13 protein-coding genes and 1 tRNA gene are annotated in these 17,721 nt (G+C 49.1%); 5 read left to right on the forward strand and 9 right to left on the reverse strand.

Annotated features, from left to right (window positions below; genetic code table 11):
- Positions 1-10 precede the first annotated feature (10 nt).
- Positions 11-385, forward strand: a complete 375-nt coding sequence (locus ACLB09_RS09360; protein ID WP_410769550.1) for a hypothetical protein — start codon at positions 11-13, stop codon at positions 383-385.
- Between the two features lie 79 nt (positions 386-464).
- Here ACLB09_RS09360 and ACLB09_RS09365 read toward each other — a convergent pair.
- The 9 genes from ACLB09_RS09365 to ACLB09_RS09405 all read right to left on the reverse strand — a co-directional run bounded on the left by ACLB09_RS09365 (position 465) and on the right by ACLB09_RS09405 (position 10,431).
- A tRNA-Leu gene (locus tag ACLB09_RS09365) sits at positions 465-549 on the reverse strand.
- 115 nt (positions 550-664) lie between these two features.
- Positions 665-1,579, reverse strand: coding sequence for a sugar kinase (locus ACLB09_RS09370; RefSeq protein ID WP_410770065.1), 915 nt, complete (start codon positions 1,577-1,579; stop codon positions 665-667).
- Positions 1,580-1,675: 96 nt separating this feature from the next.
- Positions 1,676-2,638: a pectinesterase family protein gene (locus ACLB09_RS09375; RefSeq protein WP_410769551.1), complete on the reverse strand. Its 963-nt coding sequence runs from the start codon at positions 2,636-2,638 to the stop codon at positions 1,676-1,678.
- Between the two features lie 22 nt (positions 2,639-2,660).
- Entirely contained in the window at positions 2,661-4,007 is a 1,347-nt protein-coding gene (locus tag ACLB09_RS09380; protein WP_410769552.1) for a glycoside hydrolase family 28 protein, read from the reverse strand.
- Between the two features lie 12 nt (positions 4,008-4,019).
- Positions 4,020-5,117: a glycoside hydrolase family 88/105 protein gene (locus ACLB09_RS09385; RefSeq protein WP_410769553.1), complete on the reverse strand. Its 1,098-nt coding sequence runs from the start codon at positions 5,115-5,117 to the stop codon at positions 4,020-4,022.
- A gap of 49 nt (positions 5,118-5,166) precedes the next feature.
- Positions 5,167-6,042 (reverse strand): carbohydrate ABC transporter permease, encoded by an 876-nt coding sequence (locus tag ACLB09_RS09390; RefSeq protein WP_410769554.1) that lies wholly within the window; start codon positions 6,040-6,042, stop codon positions 5,167-5,169.
- Between the two features lie 18 nt (positions 6,043-6,060).
- Entirely contained in the window at positions 6,061-7,029 is a 969-nt protein-coding gene (locus ACLB09_RS09395; protein ID WP_410769555.1) for an ABC transporter permease, read from the reverse strand.
- Between the two features lie 118 nt (positions 7,030-7,147).
- Positions 7,148-8,695: an extracellular solute-binding protein gene (locus tag ACLB09_RS09400; protein ID WP_410769556.1), complete on the reverse strand. Its 1,548-nt coding sequence runs from the start codon at positions 8,693-8,695 to the stop codon at positions 7,148-7,150.
- 221 nt (positions 8,696-8,916) lie between these two features.
- Positions 8,917-10,431 carry an extracellular solute-binding protein gene (locus ACLB09_RS09405; protein WP_410769557.1) on the reverse strand — a complete coding sequence of 505 codons (1,515 nt, stop codon included), beginning with the start codon at positions 10,429-10,431 and terminating at the stop codon, positions 8,917-8,919.
- 217 nt (positions 10,432-10,648) lie between these two features.
- On the opposite strand from ACLB09_RS09405, the gene ACLB09_RS09410 reads away from it, so the two are divergent.
- The 4 genes from ACLB09_RS09410 (at position 10,649) to uxaC (ending at position 17,644) form a co-directional block, all read left to right on the forward strand.
- Positions 10,649-13,000 (forward strand): helix-turn-helix domain-containing protein, encoded by a 2,352-nt coding sequence (locus ACLB09_RS09410; protein WP_410769558.1) that lies wholly within the window; start codon positions 10,649-10,651, stop codon positions 12,998-13,000.
- A gap of 319 nt (positions 13,001-13,319) precedes the next feature.
- Complete coding sequence (locus ACLB09_RS09415; protein WP_410769559.1) at positions 13,320-14,732, forward strand: tagaturonate reductase; 1,413 nt, start codon at positions 13,320-13,322, stop codon at positions 14,730-14,732.
- A gap of 11 nt (positions 14,733-14,743) precedes the next feature.
- Positions 14,744-16,231 (forward strand): UxaA family hydrolase, encoded by a 1,488-nt coding sequence (locus tag ACLB09_RS09420; RefSeq protein WP_410769560.1) that lies wholly within the window; start codon positions 14,744-14,746, stop codon positions 16,229-16,231.
- A gap of 12 nt (positions 16,232-16,243) precedes the next feature.
- Complete coding sequence (uxaC, locus tag ACLB09_RS09425; RefSeq protein ID WP_410769561.1) at positions 16,244-17,644, forward strand: glucuronate isomerase; 1,401 nt, start codon at positions 16,244-16,246, stop codon at positions 17,642-17,644.
- Positions 17,645-17,721: the final 77 nt, after the last annotated feature.

The raw sequence follows: 17,721 nt of genomic DNA on the forward strand, positions 1-17,721 counted from the left end.
ACCTCAACATATGCCCAAAAACCTATTATCCACGCCTCTGATCTTTACCGTATTGGAACGGATCGGCCAAGTGGCGTGTTTTACGATGCCCATCCTGTTCGGCAAAAAGATAGCGGAGCAACAGGGTAACTTCCTTCCTATTCTTATGGCGATATGCCTGCTTGTTTACTATCTGTGCTGGATTCGCTATTTCGCCGGCGGCCGGGAGTTTGCGTTGTTGTTTAAACCTTTAGGATATATCCCCATACCAATGGCTTTGTTCCCGATCCTTTATTTCCTGCTTCTCGGACTATGGTTGAAATCCTATCTTTTCGTTACGCCTGCGCTTCTGTTTGCCGTCGGCCATTTCGTCAACAGCTGGAACGTATATGCTCAGATAAAATGAGGCTTTGGAGGATACACAAAAAAAACAGGTTCTTGACGGCTTAGCGGCCAATCAAGAACCTGTAACTGTTAAAGGAAGATGCGGTCGAGAGGACTCGAACCTCCACGGGGGGTTAGCCCACACGGACCTGAACCGTGCGCGTCTGCCAATTCCGCCACGACCGCATAATTTCGTCGATGCAAAGTTTGCAGCAACGAAATATATATTAACATGTATTTGAAAGCGAGTCAACAAGCAAAATGGATCCAAGCTGAATCGTTACTTCTACCGTAGAGAAGGTCATCTTTCAACGTGCTCCCGCCCTGCTAATGCAGCTTCCACCTCTCCCTTGGCCGGCACCCCCTCCCAATCCCCGGGGGCTTGAATGACCATCGAGCCGACCAGATTCCCCAGCCTCACCGCTTCTTCATGGGAATCTCCCGCAATCAGTCCGGCCAGGAATCCGGCGCAAAAGCCGTCGCCCGCACCAACCGGATCGACCACATTTCGGACCTGGAAGTAAGGCACTTCCGTAAGCTTTCCTTGCTCCAATAAGTAGGTCACATTCGGACCGCCCTTGATAATTTTCACGGCAGATAATTTGTTAAGTTCAGAAACGAGTTCATCCATACTTTCCAATTGATAGAGCAGCCGCAGTTCATCCAGACCGGGGAGATAATAATCGGCCTGCTCCGCCAGGGCCAGTAAAACCGGTCTGGCTTCATCCGCGCTCCATAGCTTCAAGCGAAGATTAGGGTCAAAGCTCACTTTGGTCCCATGCTTCTTAGCTAATTCCACTGCCCTGAACACCGTATCTCTGCATGTACTGCTTAAAGCAGCTGTAATGCCGGTAATGTGCAAGATCTCGGCATTCGCGATATAGCCTTCATTCAGATGTTCCGGCGTCATGCCGCTGGCCGCGGAATATTTCCGGTAATAATAGACCGAACTCCTGTCGCCAACCTTTTCCCGCATCATCAACCCGGTGGGGGCATCTTCAGCAAACGTCACGCCGGACATATCTACTCCCTCGCCCCGGATTGCCTTGTAAATACGGCGCCCTACAGGATCGTTGCCGAGCCTGCCGAACCAGCCCGAAGAAATCCCCAGCCTCGAAAGGCCGATGGCCACATTGCTCTCGGCTCCGCCGAAGGACATATCAAGCCCCGGGCTGTACTCCAGCCCTTTTAAACCCGCAGACATCAACAATCCCATACTTTCCCCGAACGTTATGACCTCCGGACCCTTTTTGAAACGAATATCCTCCACTCTCCTATGCAACACTATGCAACAACTCCTCGCAACCCTACATCAGATTCTCCAAAAATCACTGCCGGAAAAAATAATCTCCTTAGAAAAGCCCGTCTCCCCTTCCCCCGCTTCAAAACAATCTCCCCAAGGCACCCGTTGCAAACGTAAAGCGGCTGCGTCCCGGACCCCAAATTCCTGATAACAGACGCTGTCTTCGTTCGCAGGGTCGCCCCAATTGTCCCAGCCGAGAGGATGAATGTGTCCGCCCAAGTTGCAGTCCACGAACACGGTCTTGGCATACTCGCGCCATGGCCGTCCCAGAAATACCGAGGACACTCCGGGCTCCGCAGTCAGATAGCAGTTCTTGAACACATAACCGTACTCTTGTCCATAAGGAGTAGAAGACGCCGTAATATAGCTCTCCTTGTTTCCGCTATGAAGCAGACTGTGTATTTCACAGTGCTCGAACAAAGCCGTTGCCCCGCCGAAAATGAAATCGAGCGTTCCCTCAATACGACAATTCAGATAGTACTGCCGATAATGCGGATGATGATCCCGCAGGGGAATTCCGCCAAACTTCAGCCGCTCTTTAGGCGCGGGCGGCAACGGTCCCGTAAATAACGTGTCCTGATGACCTTTAAAAATACAATTTCTGAACAAGGTCTGATCGCAATGGGCATATACGGCAACCGCCTGGCCGATGTTCTCGCCTTGTCCGGCCGTGTTGGCTATCATGAGATTGTCCAAGACGAGATGGCTGCCGCCCAGAAATAAGGTCGGAGTCGCAAATGTTCCGATTTCCTCTCCGTTTTCATCTTTTTCCTTCGCGTACCGGTTCATCGTTATTTCTACATGTCCGATCCCGATCACATGCAGATGAGAACGATAAATTTGTACCGTTTCTTCATATACGCCGGACAAAATATACAAGGTCGCCGGTTCCATGGATGACGACTGTTCCAGGGCATCTACGGCTTCCTGAATACTTTGATAATCACAGAACGATTGTTTTCCTACCAACATCCTTGGGTCGTTCCTTTCTCTTTCATTCTGACGGAACCACCGTTACCTGCTCCACCAGCCGTTCAGACTTGGCCGTGTTCTTGGAACGGCAATTCATGACTTCCACGTCTTCCCCGTTTTCAATGTAAAAGGCAGGGCCTTCATGGTTCTCGATCGTCACCTGTCTGAACTGCACATCCCGCACATTCCCCAAATAGAAGCCGCGGTTATGCATGTCTTCGATCCCTGTCATCATCGCCGGACGGCCGGGAATCGCATTTTTCGCCATCGAAATCTCAATACCGTCGAACGTGATCTCCGAAATATACTGCTCCGCAAGCCCATATATGAACCCGGCCGCGGCGTGCACGTTGCGCGCGGTAATATTCGCGAAATGAATGCGCCGGAAATTCGGCGTCTCTTCGGTAACCGGATAAGGATTTTTATCCCATACGTACTTTTCCTTGCCGCGGGGGCCGCAGAAATAATAGAGGTTCATAATAAACGGACAGATCACGTCCTCCATTACCACGTTGCTGATGCGAATGTCTTCGACGATCCCTCCCCGGCCCCTCCGGGATTTCATACGAATGCCTCGGTCCGTCTGCTTGAAAATGCAATTGCTGATCGTCACGTTGGAGATATTTCCGCTCATTTCGCTGCCCAATACAACGCCGCCGTGCCCATGAACCATCGTACAGTTTGTGATCGTAATGTTTTCACACGGAATTCGCTCTGCCGTATCTTCGGTTCCCGCCTTGATCGCGATACAATCGTCGCCAACATCGATATTACAGTTGCTGATCCTTACATTCGTGCAGGATTCCGGATTAATGCCGTCCGTATTCGGCGAATCCGCCGGGTTATAAATGGAAAGATTGTCGATGGTCACGTCGTAGCAAAGAATCGGATTGACGGTCCAGCTTGGGGAATTCTTCAGCGACACATCTTTCAGCGTCACCCGCCGGCAGCGGTCAAAGCTGATCAGCTTCGGCCTTGGATACTCAAGTTGTTCCGGCGCGTTCTGTTGCTTCTCCCACCAAGGCTGCCCGTTTCCGTCCAGACAGCCGCTTCCGGTCACCGAAATATGTTCCAGATCGCTTCCGTAAATACAGGAAGCGTGGACCGGGCGCTTCACCCCCTCCCATCTGGACTCCACCACCGGATAATCTTCCGGATTACTGCTGAACGACAGGACTGCGCCGGGGCTTAGCCGGAGTTCAATATGGCTTTTCATCATAATCGCGCCCGTCAAGTAAGTCCCTGGCGGAACATAAACCGTCCCGCCCCCCGCCTGGCTTGCTGCTTCAATCGCTGCCGCGATCGCTTCCGTCGCAGGTACTCCGCTGTTCTTGAGCGCACCGAATTCGGCAATGTTAAACAGTTGCATAGTCATGTTCTCCTATCTGTTCATTAACGTTTGCATTTCAACGCATGCCATGACAAATGCCCCGACCCCGTGCAAATCGTTCTTCACCTTCGGCCGGGTTACGTAATTCTCGTAATCGCCTGCCGAGGTGCCGATGCAAATGTCGGGAAGCACAAACCTGCCCGTCTCATCCCATTCGATGACCGAAGTTAATCCATTGAACCCTTTTTGGGCTGCAGCCAGAGCATCTTCCTCCACCACCCCGTGCTTCACGGCTTTGGCGATCGTGTACACAAACAGGCAGGACCCGGAAGTTTCCAGCCAATTCTCCGGCCGGTCTCCCTTGTCGACCACCTGGTACCACAGCCCGCTCTCGATATCCTGATAACGGATGAGCGCGTAGACGAAATCATGCAACTCTTTGGCCAGGTCATCCCATCCCGGCGAATGAGCCGGCAGCAAATCAAGAAATTGGGATAAGGCAAGGCCGTACCAGCCCAGCGATCTGCTCCAGAATTCCGGGGAGCACCCCGTCTGCGGGTCGGACCACGGCATGCGGCGGCTTTCGTCCCAGGCGTGATACAACAGACCGGTGTTTTCATCCTTCATGTTTTTCCGCATAAGCCTTTCCTGATGCAGGACCGTTTCCCGTAACCCTTCGTCGCCGTAGACATTGGCATATTTCAGGGAAAATACCCCGGCCATATACAGCCCATCCAGCCACATCTGATTCGGGTACTTATCCTTGTGCCAATATCCGCCCTCGGATGTTTTATTCAAGGTTAGCAGCAGATTCCGAAGTTTTTCCGCAGCGATCCTGTACTTGGATTGGCCGCTCCGTTCATGCAGCCTGAAGAGGAGAAGTCCCGCCTGCATAGCATCCAGCTCATCCCTGGCAAAATAGAAATTTCCGTATTCATCTACCAGATCATCCACATATGCCTGGATGTATTCCATATAACGGTCTTCTTGAACGGCTTCCCAAAATAGCTCCATCCCGCAGAGAAAGACCCCTTGATGATAGTGCCAGCGGTGCGCGGGAGGAAGTCCGCCCGCCGTGTAAGTGTCCATTAAAGAATCGCAAGCCTTCTGGGCCCATTTCATCGGTGTGTCCGGCCGACCAACTGTCATCTCAAAGCTCCTTCCAAATATGAATACTCTCTACGTTCTCTTTCATTCCTTAGCCTTTCATCGATCCTAACATGGCGCCTTTGGCGAAATGCTTCTGCAAATATGGATACACCATAAGAATAGGAAGCGTAGCCACAACGATAACCGCCATCTTGATCGTCTGATCCGGCGGCGGAACGGTGCCGTCGAGCGTACTGCTGTGATCCATTCCGCTGGCAAGGACTACGATTTGTCTCAGCAATACCTGGATCGGCCATTTGGCGCTGTCATCCAGATAAAGAATGGCGCTCATATAGGTGTTCCAATACGTTACTGCATAGAACAGGGAAATCGTGGCGATCGCCGGCATCGATAACGGCAGCACAATCTTGAACAAAATGCCGAAGTCGTTACAACCATCGATCTTTGCCGATTCCTCCAGTCCCTCGGGAATATTCTGAAAAAAGTTTTTGAGAATGATCATATTGAACGCACTGATCGCCGACGGAAGAATAAGCGCCGCATACGAATCGATCAGCCCTAATTCCTTCACGACCAGAAAAGTGGGAATCATCCCGCCATTAAACAGCATGGTGAAGACGACCAGAAAGTTGAACACATTGCGTCCATCCAGATCTCTTCTGGAAAGTCCGTATGCCATTAATGCAGTTATAAACATACTGAACAGAGTACCTATAGCCGTGACACCGATGGAGACGCCCATCGCTCTAAAAATCGTATCCGTTGAAAAAATAAACTTGTATGCCTCCAGGCTCCATACCTTAGGAATCAGCACAAATTTATTCGCTGCCAGTTCCGCGCTTGTCGTGAAAGAGCCCGCAACAACGTGGACAAAAGGAAGCACCGTAATCAAAGCTATGATTGCCAGCAGCGTAAAGTTAATAGCCGCATAAATTCTGCCGCTGATAGATCTGTCTTCTACCATTCCAATTCCTCCCGCGTATCAATAAACGCCTTCTTCTCCCATTTTCTTGGATATCCGGTTTACGAGCATGACCATGATTAAGCCAATGATCGATTTAAAGAATCCAATCGCCGTACTGTAACTGAATTGGCCTTGCCTTAAGCCTGCCGTGAAGACATACGTATCGATAATTTCCGCTACTTCCCGGTTCATGGAGTTCAGCAGCAGATAAACATGTTCAAAGCCCAGATCCAGCACGTGGCCGATTTTCAAGATGAACAAGGTAACGATAACGCCCCGGATCGCCGGGAGCGTGATATGCCACACTTGCCGCAGCCTCCCGGCTCCGTCCATCCGCGCCGCCTCATAAAGTCCCGGGTCGATCGCCGCAATGGAAGCCAGGTAAATAATCGTACCCCAGCCCGCTTCTCTCCAAATGACCTGAAAAATATACATCGGCCTGAACCAGCCGGGACTAAGCAGAAAATTGACTTTTTCAAATCCGAAGTACACAAGCAACTCGTTAATAATGCCCCCGTCCATCGTGACCATAACAAATGAGATCGAGACGATGATGACCCAAGACATGAAATGCGGCAAATAAACCATGGTCTGGAATATCCGCTTAAAAAAGTTGCCCCGGAGTTCATTCAGCATTAGGGCCAAAATAATCGGAACCGGAAAATAAATAAACAGATTCAGTGCGAACAGGATTAGCGTATTTTTTAAGATCGTAAAAAACTCCGGCTCGGCGAACAGCCTTTTGAAATGCTCCAACCCGACCCATTCGCTGCCGGTTATTCCCTGGTAAGGCTTATAGTCTTGGAATGAAATGATCAATCCGTACATCGGAGCGTATTTAAAAATAAGGAAATAGAGCACTCCCGGCAATAACATGACATAGATCCATTTGTTTCTCCACAGCCGCTTTTTGAGATCCCCGGTCTTTTTAACCCTCTTGGGCTGAAATTTGGGGGCTGCGCTGGACGGAGCGGTGACTTCCTGCATGAGTCTCTTCCTCTCTGCTTCATAAATTCGAACAACATTCCGCTGAACCACAGCAAGGTGATAGAAAAGGCTATTGAAATTTCAATAGCCTTTTCGGTTTTTAAGTTCAGTCAACTGATTATTTTGCTGCAGCGTTGTACTCCTCGATGATTTTTGCGCCGCCCCGGCTCTTCCAATCCTCGACCGCCTTATCAAAACCGGCCTTATCGATCTGCCCGTACATGTATTTGTAAGTTGCATCCGTAATAATTTGTTGAAGCTCTACGCCTTTTTCCGTATAAGTCGCCGAATCGAGAGCTGCCGTAGGATCCGGAACGCCCACTTTGACATTTTCAAGGATCAGCTCTTCGGCATGAATCCGGCCCGGCAACGTATTGTAAGGTTCGTACATCCCGTTCGTTTCGGATTCTCCGATTACGCTGTCCTTGTAGCCCTTCACTTCGCGTTCGTTCAATTCCTTGTCGTCGCCTGCCTTGGCTTTACCCTCTACGACCGTATAGTGCGTGCCTTCAATCCCCCAGTACATCAGATTGGCAACTTCAGGGGTCATCATTTTATCAAAGAACCCAAGAATCTTTTTAAGTTCCGCTTCGTCCTTTACGGCTGATTTCGGGAACAATACTACGTTGTTATAGCCCGGAATCATCCATTGCGCGAACTTTCCGTCAGGACCGGCGACCATACTGTGAGTATCCAGCACCGCATCCGGGACATTTTTGATTAAATCCTTGTTCAAATTATCGATGTCCTGCATCGATCCGCCGATGTACATTCCTGCTTTGCCGCTGGTGAACATATTTACGGCATCCGTTTTACTGGTTGCAGCGAAGTCCTGGTTCATGTAGCCGGCATCGCGCAGCTTTTTGAAGAAATCCATCGTGTCGTAATATTGTTGGAACGTAAATTCCGGCTGCAGTTGTCCGTCCTTGGTTCCCCAGGTGTTCGGGGTTCCGAACCACGAGGAAATGGTTTTGAATGCGCCGTATACCAGTTCGTTCCGGTCGGCGATACCTGTCGTATCTTTAATGCCGTTTCCGTCCGGATCCTGTTCCGTAAACGCTTTCGCCATGGCGAACAGTTCATCCACGTTAGCCGGTGCGCTGAGACCCAGTTTGTCCGCCCAGTCTTTGCGGTAAATAATACCCTGGCGTGCAAGCGGTCTGCCGATATACAGCGTATACAGCTTGCCATCCACTTTGGTATTGTCAAGAATCTCAGGTTTCAATTTGCTCAAATTCGGGAATTCGCTCAGTAAAGGACCGATTTCCCAAAACTGTCCGTCTTTGATCGCTTCTTTCATTTGAACGAATGTGCTTTGATTCTTTAAATAAGTGACTTGAGGCAAAGATCCGGTTGCAAAAGACGTATTCAATTTCTCTTCATAGGAATCGGCCGGGAAAAATTGATAAGTTAATTTCGTGTTCGTCAATTTCTCTACTTCGTTCTTGATGGTGTCCGGCGGTGCCTCCGTCGTGTTCAAAGGAAGCATGATCGTAATTTCCATCGGTGCCTCAGGAGTCTCTGCTTCCTTTTCCGCATTTGCATTCGCGGAAGGAGCTGGATCACTCGATGATGCTTTACTGTTGTTATTGCCGCCTGAGCAAGCGGACAACATGAAACTGAAGGTTAGCAGTGCAGTCAACAACATGGTGAAAGATTTTTTCATACCATTTTGACCTCCATTTAACTTGAATTGGTTACATGCTCACAGTACACCCTCCGCATAAATTACGAATACAATCATTTACTCATATCCGGCCGACCCCGAGAGCCATCTGGACAAATGATTATCATGATAACAGACAGCCGCCGATTAAGTATTCGCACAAAAAAAGACCGCCCTTTAGTAGAAATAACTACTTCAGGACAGCCCGAAATTTCATTTGTTCATTTACCTCGCGCAATGTCTTCGTTATATTCTTCGATAATCTGATCTCCGCCGCTTCGCTTCCATCGCTCGATTTCCTGTTTAAATCCGCCCTCGTCCAATGTCCCGAGGATATATCTGTATGTCGCATCGGCAATGATCGCGGATAGCTCTAAGTTCTTCTCGTCGAAGGACGGGGAACTAAGCTGAACCGTCGGATCATCTACCAAGAACTGTTCATTATCCTTGCTCAGTTGATCCGCCAGGTCGGTTAGCTGCTCTTTTTTGGCCACTTCCAAAATGTTCTTGTTGCCGATATCGGCAATCATTAGCGAATATAGCGGATTGACTTCATTCACGCGCAGCTGGGAGGTTTCTTCGGGAAGAATGACCTTTCCGTTCTCGGTTCTATAATGGCGCCCTTCAAACCCGTACATCATCAGATTCGCTACATCTTTATCCATAGTCCGGTCAAAAAAGCCCAGCACCTGCTTTAGCTCGCTCTCCGTGGGAATCGCTTTTTTGGAGAAGAGAAACAGACCGTTGTAATTGGGGATGGACCATACCTTATACCCTGTCGGTCCCTCAATGCGATTCACCAGCGTGAAATCGACTTCCGGATTCAAAGCACGAGCCTCGATGTTTAAGCGCTGCACATCGGTCATGCTCCCGATAAATACGCCGGCTTCCCCCTGGATGAACTTATCTCGTTGAATTTCCTTGCTGGTAAGCGCGAAATCCTGATTAATAATTTTTTCATCATATAACTTCTTCATGAAATTCATCGTATTCATATACTCATCCGTCATGAAATCGGGAATCACGCGGCCGTTTTCAATTTTCCAATTGTTAGGCGTTCCAAAATAAGAACTCAGTGTTTTGAAAACCCCATAAACAAGATCATTCCGGTCAACCAAGCCGATGGTATCCTGTTTTCCGTTCCCGTCAGGATCGTTATAAGTAAATTGCTTCATGACTTCATACAGTTCATCCAAGGTTCCCGGCTTGGTCAGATGAAGATGATTCAGCCAATCGTTGCGGATGATGACTCCCTGCCTGGAAGAGGGGCGTTCGGTATACAGACCGTAGATTTTGTCATCCACGGCAGCCTGATTCAGAATGGAAGCATCAAGACTTTTTAAATTATCGTAATCCTTAAGGTAAGGCCCTATCTCCCAAAAAGCATCGGACCGGATCGCGTTCTTCACCAGATTGTAGTCCGAAAATTTGACGAAGGTCACTTTTGCCAGCGAATTGGTAGTCAATCCTGTAATCATTTTATCGGTATAGACGCCCTCGGGAACCCATCTGATATCGAGCTGCACCCCGGTTAAAGTTTCAATCTCCGTCATGATTTCTTTTGAGGGCTGTTGCGGGAAATGCAGCGGTGCCAGAATCGAGATGAACGGTCGGGGTTCACCGGAGCCGGACTTAAGGGGTTCCTGATTGCTGCACGCGCTTAGCAAAGAGAAACAAAGTACGATTAAAAAACAGATATTATGGCATACCTTGTTCCCTTTCGATTCTCTGGACATTCGTGTTTCCTCCCAAACTATTGTAGGTCCGCAACGTGACTTGACCTCGCGCACATCCACCTATATCATACATGTTGTTCCTTGAAGAATTAACCATTTGAAGCTATGATTTGATGAAATGATTATCGCATTACGAGATGATTATTGTTATGATCTTCCATATTGCATACACTTATATTGGATGACTACTTCTACATAAGGTAAGGTGCTGAGTTCATTGAAACCATTAAGTTTTTTGAGCAAACTGACGATATTTACCTTTGCCATTAGCACGCTCCCCGTGATTTTTATCGGTTCTTTTTCCTATTTAACTTCTTCCAGGGAAATTCAAAAAAACGTAAACCAAAGTAAAATGGAGCTTATTTCACAAATCAATTCCAATGTAGAGCGCAAGCTGACGACCGTGAACCAGACTATGAATCAGGTGGTTAATTCCAGCGTACTAAAAAAAGCTCTTGATAGCCCGTTAAATGAAAACGATTTCATTTTATACAACGATCTACGAAACGAAATCCGCAACATGCAGTCCTATGATACGAAGCTGGAAGATGTCATCCTGCTGAACAAACAGCAAAACTGGATGATCAAAAATTCCGGACTTTACCGTTTGGATGAATACAAAGACCACAAGCAGCTCTCGAATCTGTTAAATACATCCGACAATACTTCGTGGGTATTAAATCCGTCTTCGTGGTTTTATAGCGAGGAGAGCATCGATGCCGCCAAATGCAATTACAGTATTAGCCTGATCAAAAAGCTCCCTACCTCCAAGCTTCATAAATATGGTCTTGCGCTAGCCAATATTCCCGCCTGCAGTCTGCAGGACGTGATCAATTCGGATGCACAGCCTCTGGACAATATCATTGTCATTGATGAAAATAACCGGATCCTGCTGCATCCCGACCTCGCCTTGATTGGCATGCCCGTGGAAGAGAGCGGCTTTACGGAAGTGTCCCTGATTTCGGATGACGCCAAACCCTCGGGCCAATTTAAGACGCAAATGAATAAGAAAGAATATTCTATCACTTACTTGCGTTCCCAGTTAAACGGCTGGGTGTATTTGTCCGCGACTTCCATGGACAGTTTAACGAAGGAGTCCGATAAAATCGGCTTTTATACGGTAATGGTCTGTTTGGTCATGCTGCTGTTCTCCATATTGCTCGCTTGGGTCGGCTCCCGCCGTATGTACACTCCGATAGAACGGCTGCTCAATCTGATGGGGCAACGGAAAACCGACCTCCGATCCAAACGAACCAATGAATTTCAAATGATCGGAGAACATATGCACCATTTATTTCAATCCAAATCGCAGTTGGAGAAGGAGATCCGCCAGCACATCCGGCAGGTGCGCACCTTCTCCCTCAGCCAGGCTTTCCACGGAAACTACAAGAAGCGCGAACTGCTTGAAAACCTGGAGCAATTCGGCTACCGCACCCAGATTGAGGAATGGAAAACGATGGCCGTTTTAACTTTATCGATCGATTTCTCCGACGACACGGACTATGAGAAAAAGGACTTGAACTTGTTGTTATTTGCCGCGCACAATATGATCGAAGAGTTGGTAAGTTCGGAGAACCGGCTGGCTCCGGTCATTATGGATCAGGTCATCGTGACATTAATCGGAAGTACCGAAGGAGATCACGACTCTTTCCACAAGATTCTATATTCTTTAACGGAAAAGCTGCAGCAGGAAATCAACAAATGCTTAAAGCTGGAAGTGAGCATTGGCCTGAGCCTGCCGTTCCAATCCTTCCACAAAATACCGATTGCTTACAGGGAAGGACTTGAAGCGTTAAAATACCGCATCAAGCTGGGAAAAGGCGTCATTATCCAGTATGAAAACATTAACTCCGGCAATCATTATTTGAATTTGAACTACCCAAACCATAAAGAAAACGATCTGATGGATGCCATCAAGCTGGCTGAAACCGAAAAAGCGAAAGAACTGGTTTCCCTGCTGTTTGCGTCGATCTTCGCTCAAGAGCTTACGCCGCAGGAGTATCAGATCCCGCTGACCCGGCTGCTGAACAATTTGCTGGTCATGATGCAGGAATCCGGAATCTCCCTGAATCAGATTTATCACGCAAACGGCTCTTTATACGAGGAGTTGTTTGACCTTCATACAGTGACGGAAATTGAGGACTGGTTCTGGAGCGTCGTCATCTATCCGATGATCAAAATTTTCAACAGCAGGCAAAATGCCCAGTATCACAACATTTCCGAGAAAATCATCGACCTGGTGCAGCATGACTACGATACGGACCTGACGCTGGAAGAGTGCGCTTCCCGGCTGCATTACAACGCCAACTATATCAGCAGCATCTTCCGCAAGGAAACGGGGTATTATTTCAGCGAATATGTCACGATGTACCGGTTCAAGATGGCCAAAAAGTGGTTGGCGGAAAGCGATATGCCCGTCAAAGATATTGCGGCAAAGCTGCGTTATAATAACTCGCAAAACTTCATCCGATCTTTCCGCAAACAGGAAGGAATGACGCCGGGACAGTACCGCGAAAACAACGGGAATTCCAGGCAAAAACCAAGGAATGATGAATCGGCCGAGGGATAATTGAGGAAATAATTTTAACGTGTGCATGACGATAAATCTATTGACTAAAAAATCTTTAAGAATTAGAATGAACACGATAACATTATTTCCTTTATCATCAAATTTGACCTCAGTGAACTCATAAAGATAAGCCTGAACTGAGCCTTCTTTTTGGTGACGTTTTCCATGATGAAGACGTTCAGGCTTATTGAATTTATATCCATAGTAGGTCATTCGGTGACAAAAATTATATCTTAAAAAAAGAGTTCTCTCTTTTTTTAAATAAAAATGTTAACGTGTGCAAAGACGCGTTGACCAAAAAAGGAGTCAGAGATCACTTATGACACAGCCACTTTCCAGAACCGCTTTTTCCGATTTGCCCTCCTATCCTGAAGTCATTATCCAATTTGGGGAAGGAAATTTTATGCGTGCCTTTGTGGACTGGCAACTGCAGCAAATGAATAATCAAGGCCTGTTCCAGGGCAGTGCCGTATTGGTTCAGCCTATCGAACAAGGACTGGGCGAGCTTTTAGCGAAACAGGATTATCTTTACACCGTGCTTCTAAACGGGATTATGCAAGGAGAGCAAGTGAATTCCCGAGAAATTGTTACCAGCGTAAGCCGGGTGATTAATCCTTACACCGAGCATGAGAATTATCTGGCCTTGGCTGAAAACGACCGGTTGGAATTCATCACCTCCAACACGACCGAGGCGGGAATCGCTTATCACCCTGAGGACCGTCTCACCGATACGCCGCAGAAAAGCTTTCCAGGCAAACTCACCGCACTGTTATTCAAACGCTTTCAGTTAGGCAAAAAGGGCTTCGTGATTATTCCGTGCGAACTGATCGACCGCAACGGCGAGAAATTGAAACAAATCGTGCTCCAATACGCGCACGAATGGCAGTTGGGAGACGCCTTTCTGGAATGGCTCGAGCAGGAAAACACGTTTTGCTGCAGCTTGGTAGACCGCATTGTTCCCGGCTATCCGCGGGACAAAGCCGCCGAGTTGGAGCAGAAATTGGGATACAAGGACAATCTTATGGTCACCGCGGAGCCGTTTCTGTTCTGGGTCATTGAAGGGCCGGAATGGATCGAAGACCGGCTGCCGCTGGCAAAGGCAGGACTGAACGTAGTGGTGACCGAAGATATGACGCCTTACCGCGAACGGAAAGTCCACTTGTTGAACGGTCCCCACACGGCCATGGTTCCGTTGGGATTGCTGGCAGGTCTTGAAACGGTAGAAGACGTAATGCTTGACGCTGAAGCCTTCTCCCCATTCATTAAAAAATTGATGGAGCAAGAAATCATCCCTATGCTGGATCTTCCGGAGGATCAATTGCTTTCTTATGCCGATGCCGTGCAGGAACGGTTCAAAAATCCGTTCATCCGTCACGAATTGACGTCGATTTCCCTGAACAGCATCTCGAAGTTCAAAACCCGCCTGCTGCCGATTTTGCTTCGCTTTCAGCAGGAAACCGGGACGCTTCCGCCGCTCATTACGCTCTCCTTCGCGGCGTTGCTGCTTACCTACCGGGGAGATCGGGTGCCGCGGCAGGACAGCCCTGAAATTCTCGCTTTGTTTGATCAAACCTGGGGCGATCCCGCCGGCTTTGTTACATCCATCTTGAAGGAAGAAAGTCTGTGGGGAACCGATTTAACCAAGGTTCCGGGTCTCCGGGAAGCCATTGAAACTCATATACGGCAACTGGAGCAAGGGGGCAGCCGGTCCGCTCTACAACAACTGATTTAGGAGGTTAAGCCATGACCACTTTAATGAAAATGAACGTCAGGGACACGGTAGCCGTCGCTCTGCAACCGATTAAGTCCGGAGCGGAGCTGCATTTCGAAGGTCTCCAACTTCGGACGGCTGAAGATATACCTCAAGGCCATAAAATCGCCTTAAAAGATTTTGAGCAAGGAGACGTCATCACCAAATACGGTTACCCGATCGGCCATGCAACGGCAGCCATCAAACAAGGAGATTGGGTGCATACGCATAACATCAAAACCAATTTGGCCGGGGAAGAAGAATACGAATACGTTCCCGACCTGCATCCGGTCACCTATCCTAAACGCAATCTTACCTTCCAAGGATACCGCCGCAGCAACGGTAAAGTAGGCATCCGCAATGATCTGTACATTATCCCTACCGTCGGCTGCGTCAACGGCATCGCCGAGCATATGCTGCTGGAGTTTAAAGCGCAGCACCCCGATCTTGGAAGCTTCGATAATATTACGGTGCTCAAGCATCCGTACGGATGCTCGCAATTGGGCGATGATCACCGCATGACCCGCAGTATCCTGCTTGACGCGGTAAAGCATCCCAACGCAGGCGGCGTGCTCGTCTTCGGCCTCGGCTGCGAGAACAATATCGTCTCCGAGTTCCGCAGCTTGTTGGGGGAATACGACGAGGATCGCGTCAAATTTCTGGTGGCACAGGAAGTCGGCAATGAGGTCGAGGCAGGGCTGGAATTATTGGAAGAGCTTTACGTTGCCGCGCAAAACGATCATCGCGAGCCCATTCCTGTCAGCGAATTGAATGTAGGACTTAAATGCGGCGGATCCGACGGCTTTTCCGGCATTACCGCAAATCCGCTGCTTGGCGCTTTCTCCGATTTTCTGATCTCCCAAGGCGGAACATCCGTATTGACCGAAGTTCCGGAAATGTTCGGTGCGGAGAAAATGCTCATGGCGCGCGCAGAAAATCGCGAGGTATTCGAAGACATCGTATCCCTGATCAACAATTTCAAACAGTATTTCCTTTCCCATGGAGAATCGGTATACGAAAATCCTTCCCCCGGCAACAAAGCGGGCGGCATCAGTACGCTGGAGGACAAATCGCTCGGGTGTACCCAGAAAGCCGGGACTTCAACGGTTGTTGACGTATTGCAATACGGCGAAAAACTTCGCAAAAAAGGGCTCAGTCTGCTGCAAGCACCCGGCAACGATCTCGTTGCGGCATCAGCCTTGGCCGCCTCGGACTGCCATCTTGTCCTGTTCACGACCGGGCGCGGCACGCCGTTCGGCAGCTTCGTGCCGACGATGAAAATCGCCACCAACAACGATATTTTCAACAAAAAAGGTCACTGGATGGATTTCAATGCCGGTCCATTACTGGAAACGCCCATGTCGGAAGTGTTGGAGCAATTTATAGAATACGTGATTAACGTAGCCAGCGGCGAAAAAACCCGCAACGAACAAAATGAAGTCCGCGAGCTGGCCATCTTTAAAACCGGAGTGACATTATAAGGAGGCAATCCCGTGTTTTTAAACGACAACTTTCTATTAACGACGGATATCGCGCAAACCCTGTTCCACGATCATGCCAAATCCATGCCGATCATCGACTATCACTGTCATCTCGATCCGCAGGAGATTTATGAAAACAAACATTTTCCCAATTTAACTGCGGCCTGGCTCTATGGCGATCATTACAAATGGCGGCTGATGCGCGCGAACGGTATTCCCGAGTCCCATATTACGGGCGATGCCTCCGACTACGATAAATTCCTTGCCTGGGCACGCACCGTCCCCAAAGCGGTAGGCAATCCTTTATATAGCTGGACCCACCTGGAGCTTCGCCGTTTCTTCGGCGTTACCGAATTGCTTAACGAGGAGAGCGCGCCGCGGATTTGGGAAGAGGTCAACCGGAAGCTGGCTACTTCTCCGTTCCAGCGTCGAAATCTGATCAAGAACGCTAACGTAAAAGTCATTTGTACCACGGATGACCCTGCGGATTCCTTGCAATACCATCAACTGTTGAGAGAAGAGGAGAAAGATTTCCAAGTACTGCCCACCTTCCGTCCCGACAAGGCATTAAACATCGACGCCTCCGGCTTCAAAGATTGGCTGGGACGACTGGAGCAAGTCGTACAGAAACCGCTGAATTCCTATGCGTCGCTCGTAAGCGCTTTGAAGCAGCGGATCGGCTTTTTCCACGAGCAGGGATGCCGCCTGTCCGACCATGCGCTGGATGTACTGCGCTACCGGGCCGGCGACGAGGCCGAGCTGGAACGTATATTTGCCAAAAGACTGGCTGGAGAAGTCTTATCCCCGGATGAAGTTACGATGTACCGGAGCGAGCTTCTTACGTCACTGATCGGTTTCTACCATGAAAAAGACTGGACGATGCAGCTCCATATCCATGCCTACCGGAACAACAACACGCCGATGTTCCGGAAGCTGGGGCCTGACACCGGATATGACGCCCTGAACGACCTGCCGCTTACCGAAGCGTTGTCGCAATTGCTGGACCGGGCCGAGAGCGGGCAATTCCTGCCGAAGACGATCCTGTACTCTTTGAATCCGAAAGATTATCCGGCGTTATTGACCTTGATGGGCTGTTACCAAAAAGAGACCGTAGGCAAAATGCAGCTCGGATCGGGCTGGTGGTATAACGACACCCGCAACGGAATGCGCGAGCAGTTGACCCTGTTTGCCGATCATAGTCTGCTGTCCAACTTTGTGGGCATGCTGACGGACTCCCGCAGTTTTCTGTCGTACACGCGTCATGAGTATTTCCGCCGCGTGCTGTGCGGACTGATCGGGGAATGGGTGGAACGCGGCGAAGCGCCGGATGATCCTGTACTGCTGGGGCAAATGGTCGAGGACATTGCCTATGGCAATGCCTCGAAATACTTTGGCTTCAGCTCCGTTGGTTAAGTAAGCGGACAAAGCCGATAACATCAATATAAAGCAAAACAAGGCCATCCCCGAAAGGATGGCCTTGTCTTATTCAT

Source organism: Fontibacillus forbon, from assembly GCF_046559655.1.
In the GTDB taxonomy this organism is placed as follows: Bacteria; Bacillota; Bacilli; order Paenibacillales; family Paenibacillaceae; genus Fontibacillus.

Bases quoted from the DNA above. Each gene is read 5' to 3' on its own strand.
- ACLB09_RS09375 (WP_410769551.1), bottom strand. From the start codon at position 2,638: ATGTTGGTAGGAAAACAATCGTTCTGTGATTATCAAAGTATTCAGGAA.
- ACLB09_RS09370 (WP_410770065.1), bottom strand. From the start codon at position 1,579: ATGGGATTGTTGATGTCTGCGGGTTTAAAAGGGCTGGAGTACAGCCCG.
- ACLB09_RS09360 (WP_410769550.1), top strand. From the start codon at position 11: ATGCCCAAAAACCTATTATCCACGCCTCTGATCTTTACCGTATTGGAA.
- ACLB09_RS09400 (WP_410769556.1), bottom strand. From the start codon at position 8,695: ATGAAAAAATCTTTCACCATGTTGTTGACTGCACTGCTAACCTTCAGT.
- ACLB09_RS09395 (WP_410769555.1), bottom strand. From the start codon at position 7,029: ATGCAGGAAGTCACCGCTCCGTCCAGCGCAGCCCCCAAATTTCAGCCC.
- ACLB09_RS09415 (WP_410769559.1), top strand. From the start codon at position 13,320: ATGACACAGCCACTTTCCAGAACCGCTTTTTCCGATTTGCCCTCCTAT.
- ACLB09_RS09405 (WP_410769557.1), bottom strand. From the start codon at position 10,431: ATGTCCAGAGAATCGAAAGGGAACAAGGTATGCCATAATATCTGTTTT.
- ACLB09_RS09385 (WP_410769553.1), bottom strand. From the start codon at position 5,117: ATGACAGTTGGTCGGCCGGACACACCGATGAAATGGGCCCAGAAGGCT.
- ACLB09_RS09420 (WP_410769560.1), top strand. From the start codon at position 14,744: ATGACCACTTTAATGAAAATGAACGTCAGGGACACGGTAGCCGTCGCT.
- ACLB09_RS09390 (WP_410769554.1), bottom strand. From the start codon at position 6,042: ATGGTAGAAGACAGATCTATCAGCGGCAGAATTTATGCGGCTATTAAC.
- ACLB09_RS09380 (WP_410769552.1), bottom strand. From the start codon at position 4,007: ATGCAACTGTTTAACATTGCCGAATTCGGTGCGCTCAAGAACAGCGGA.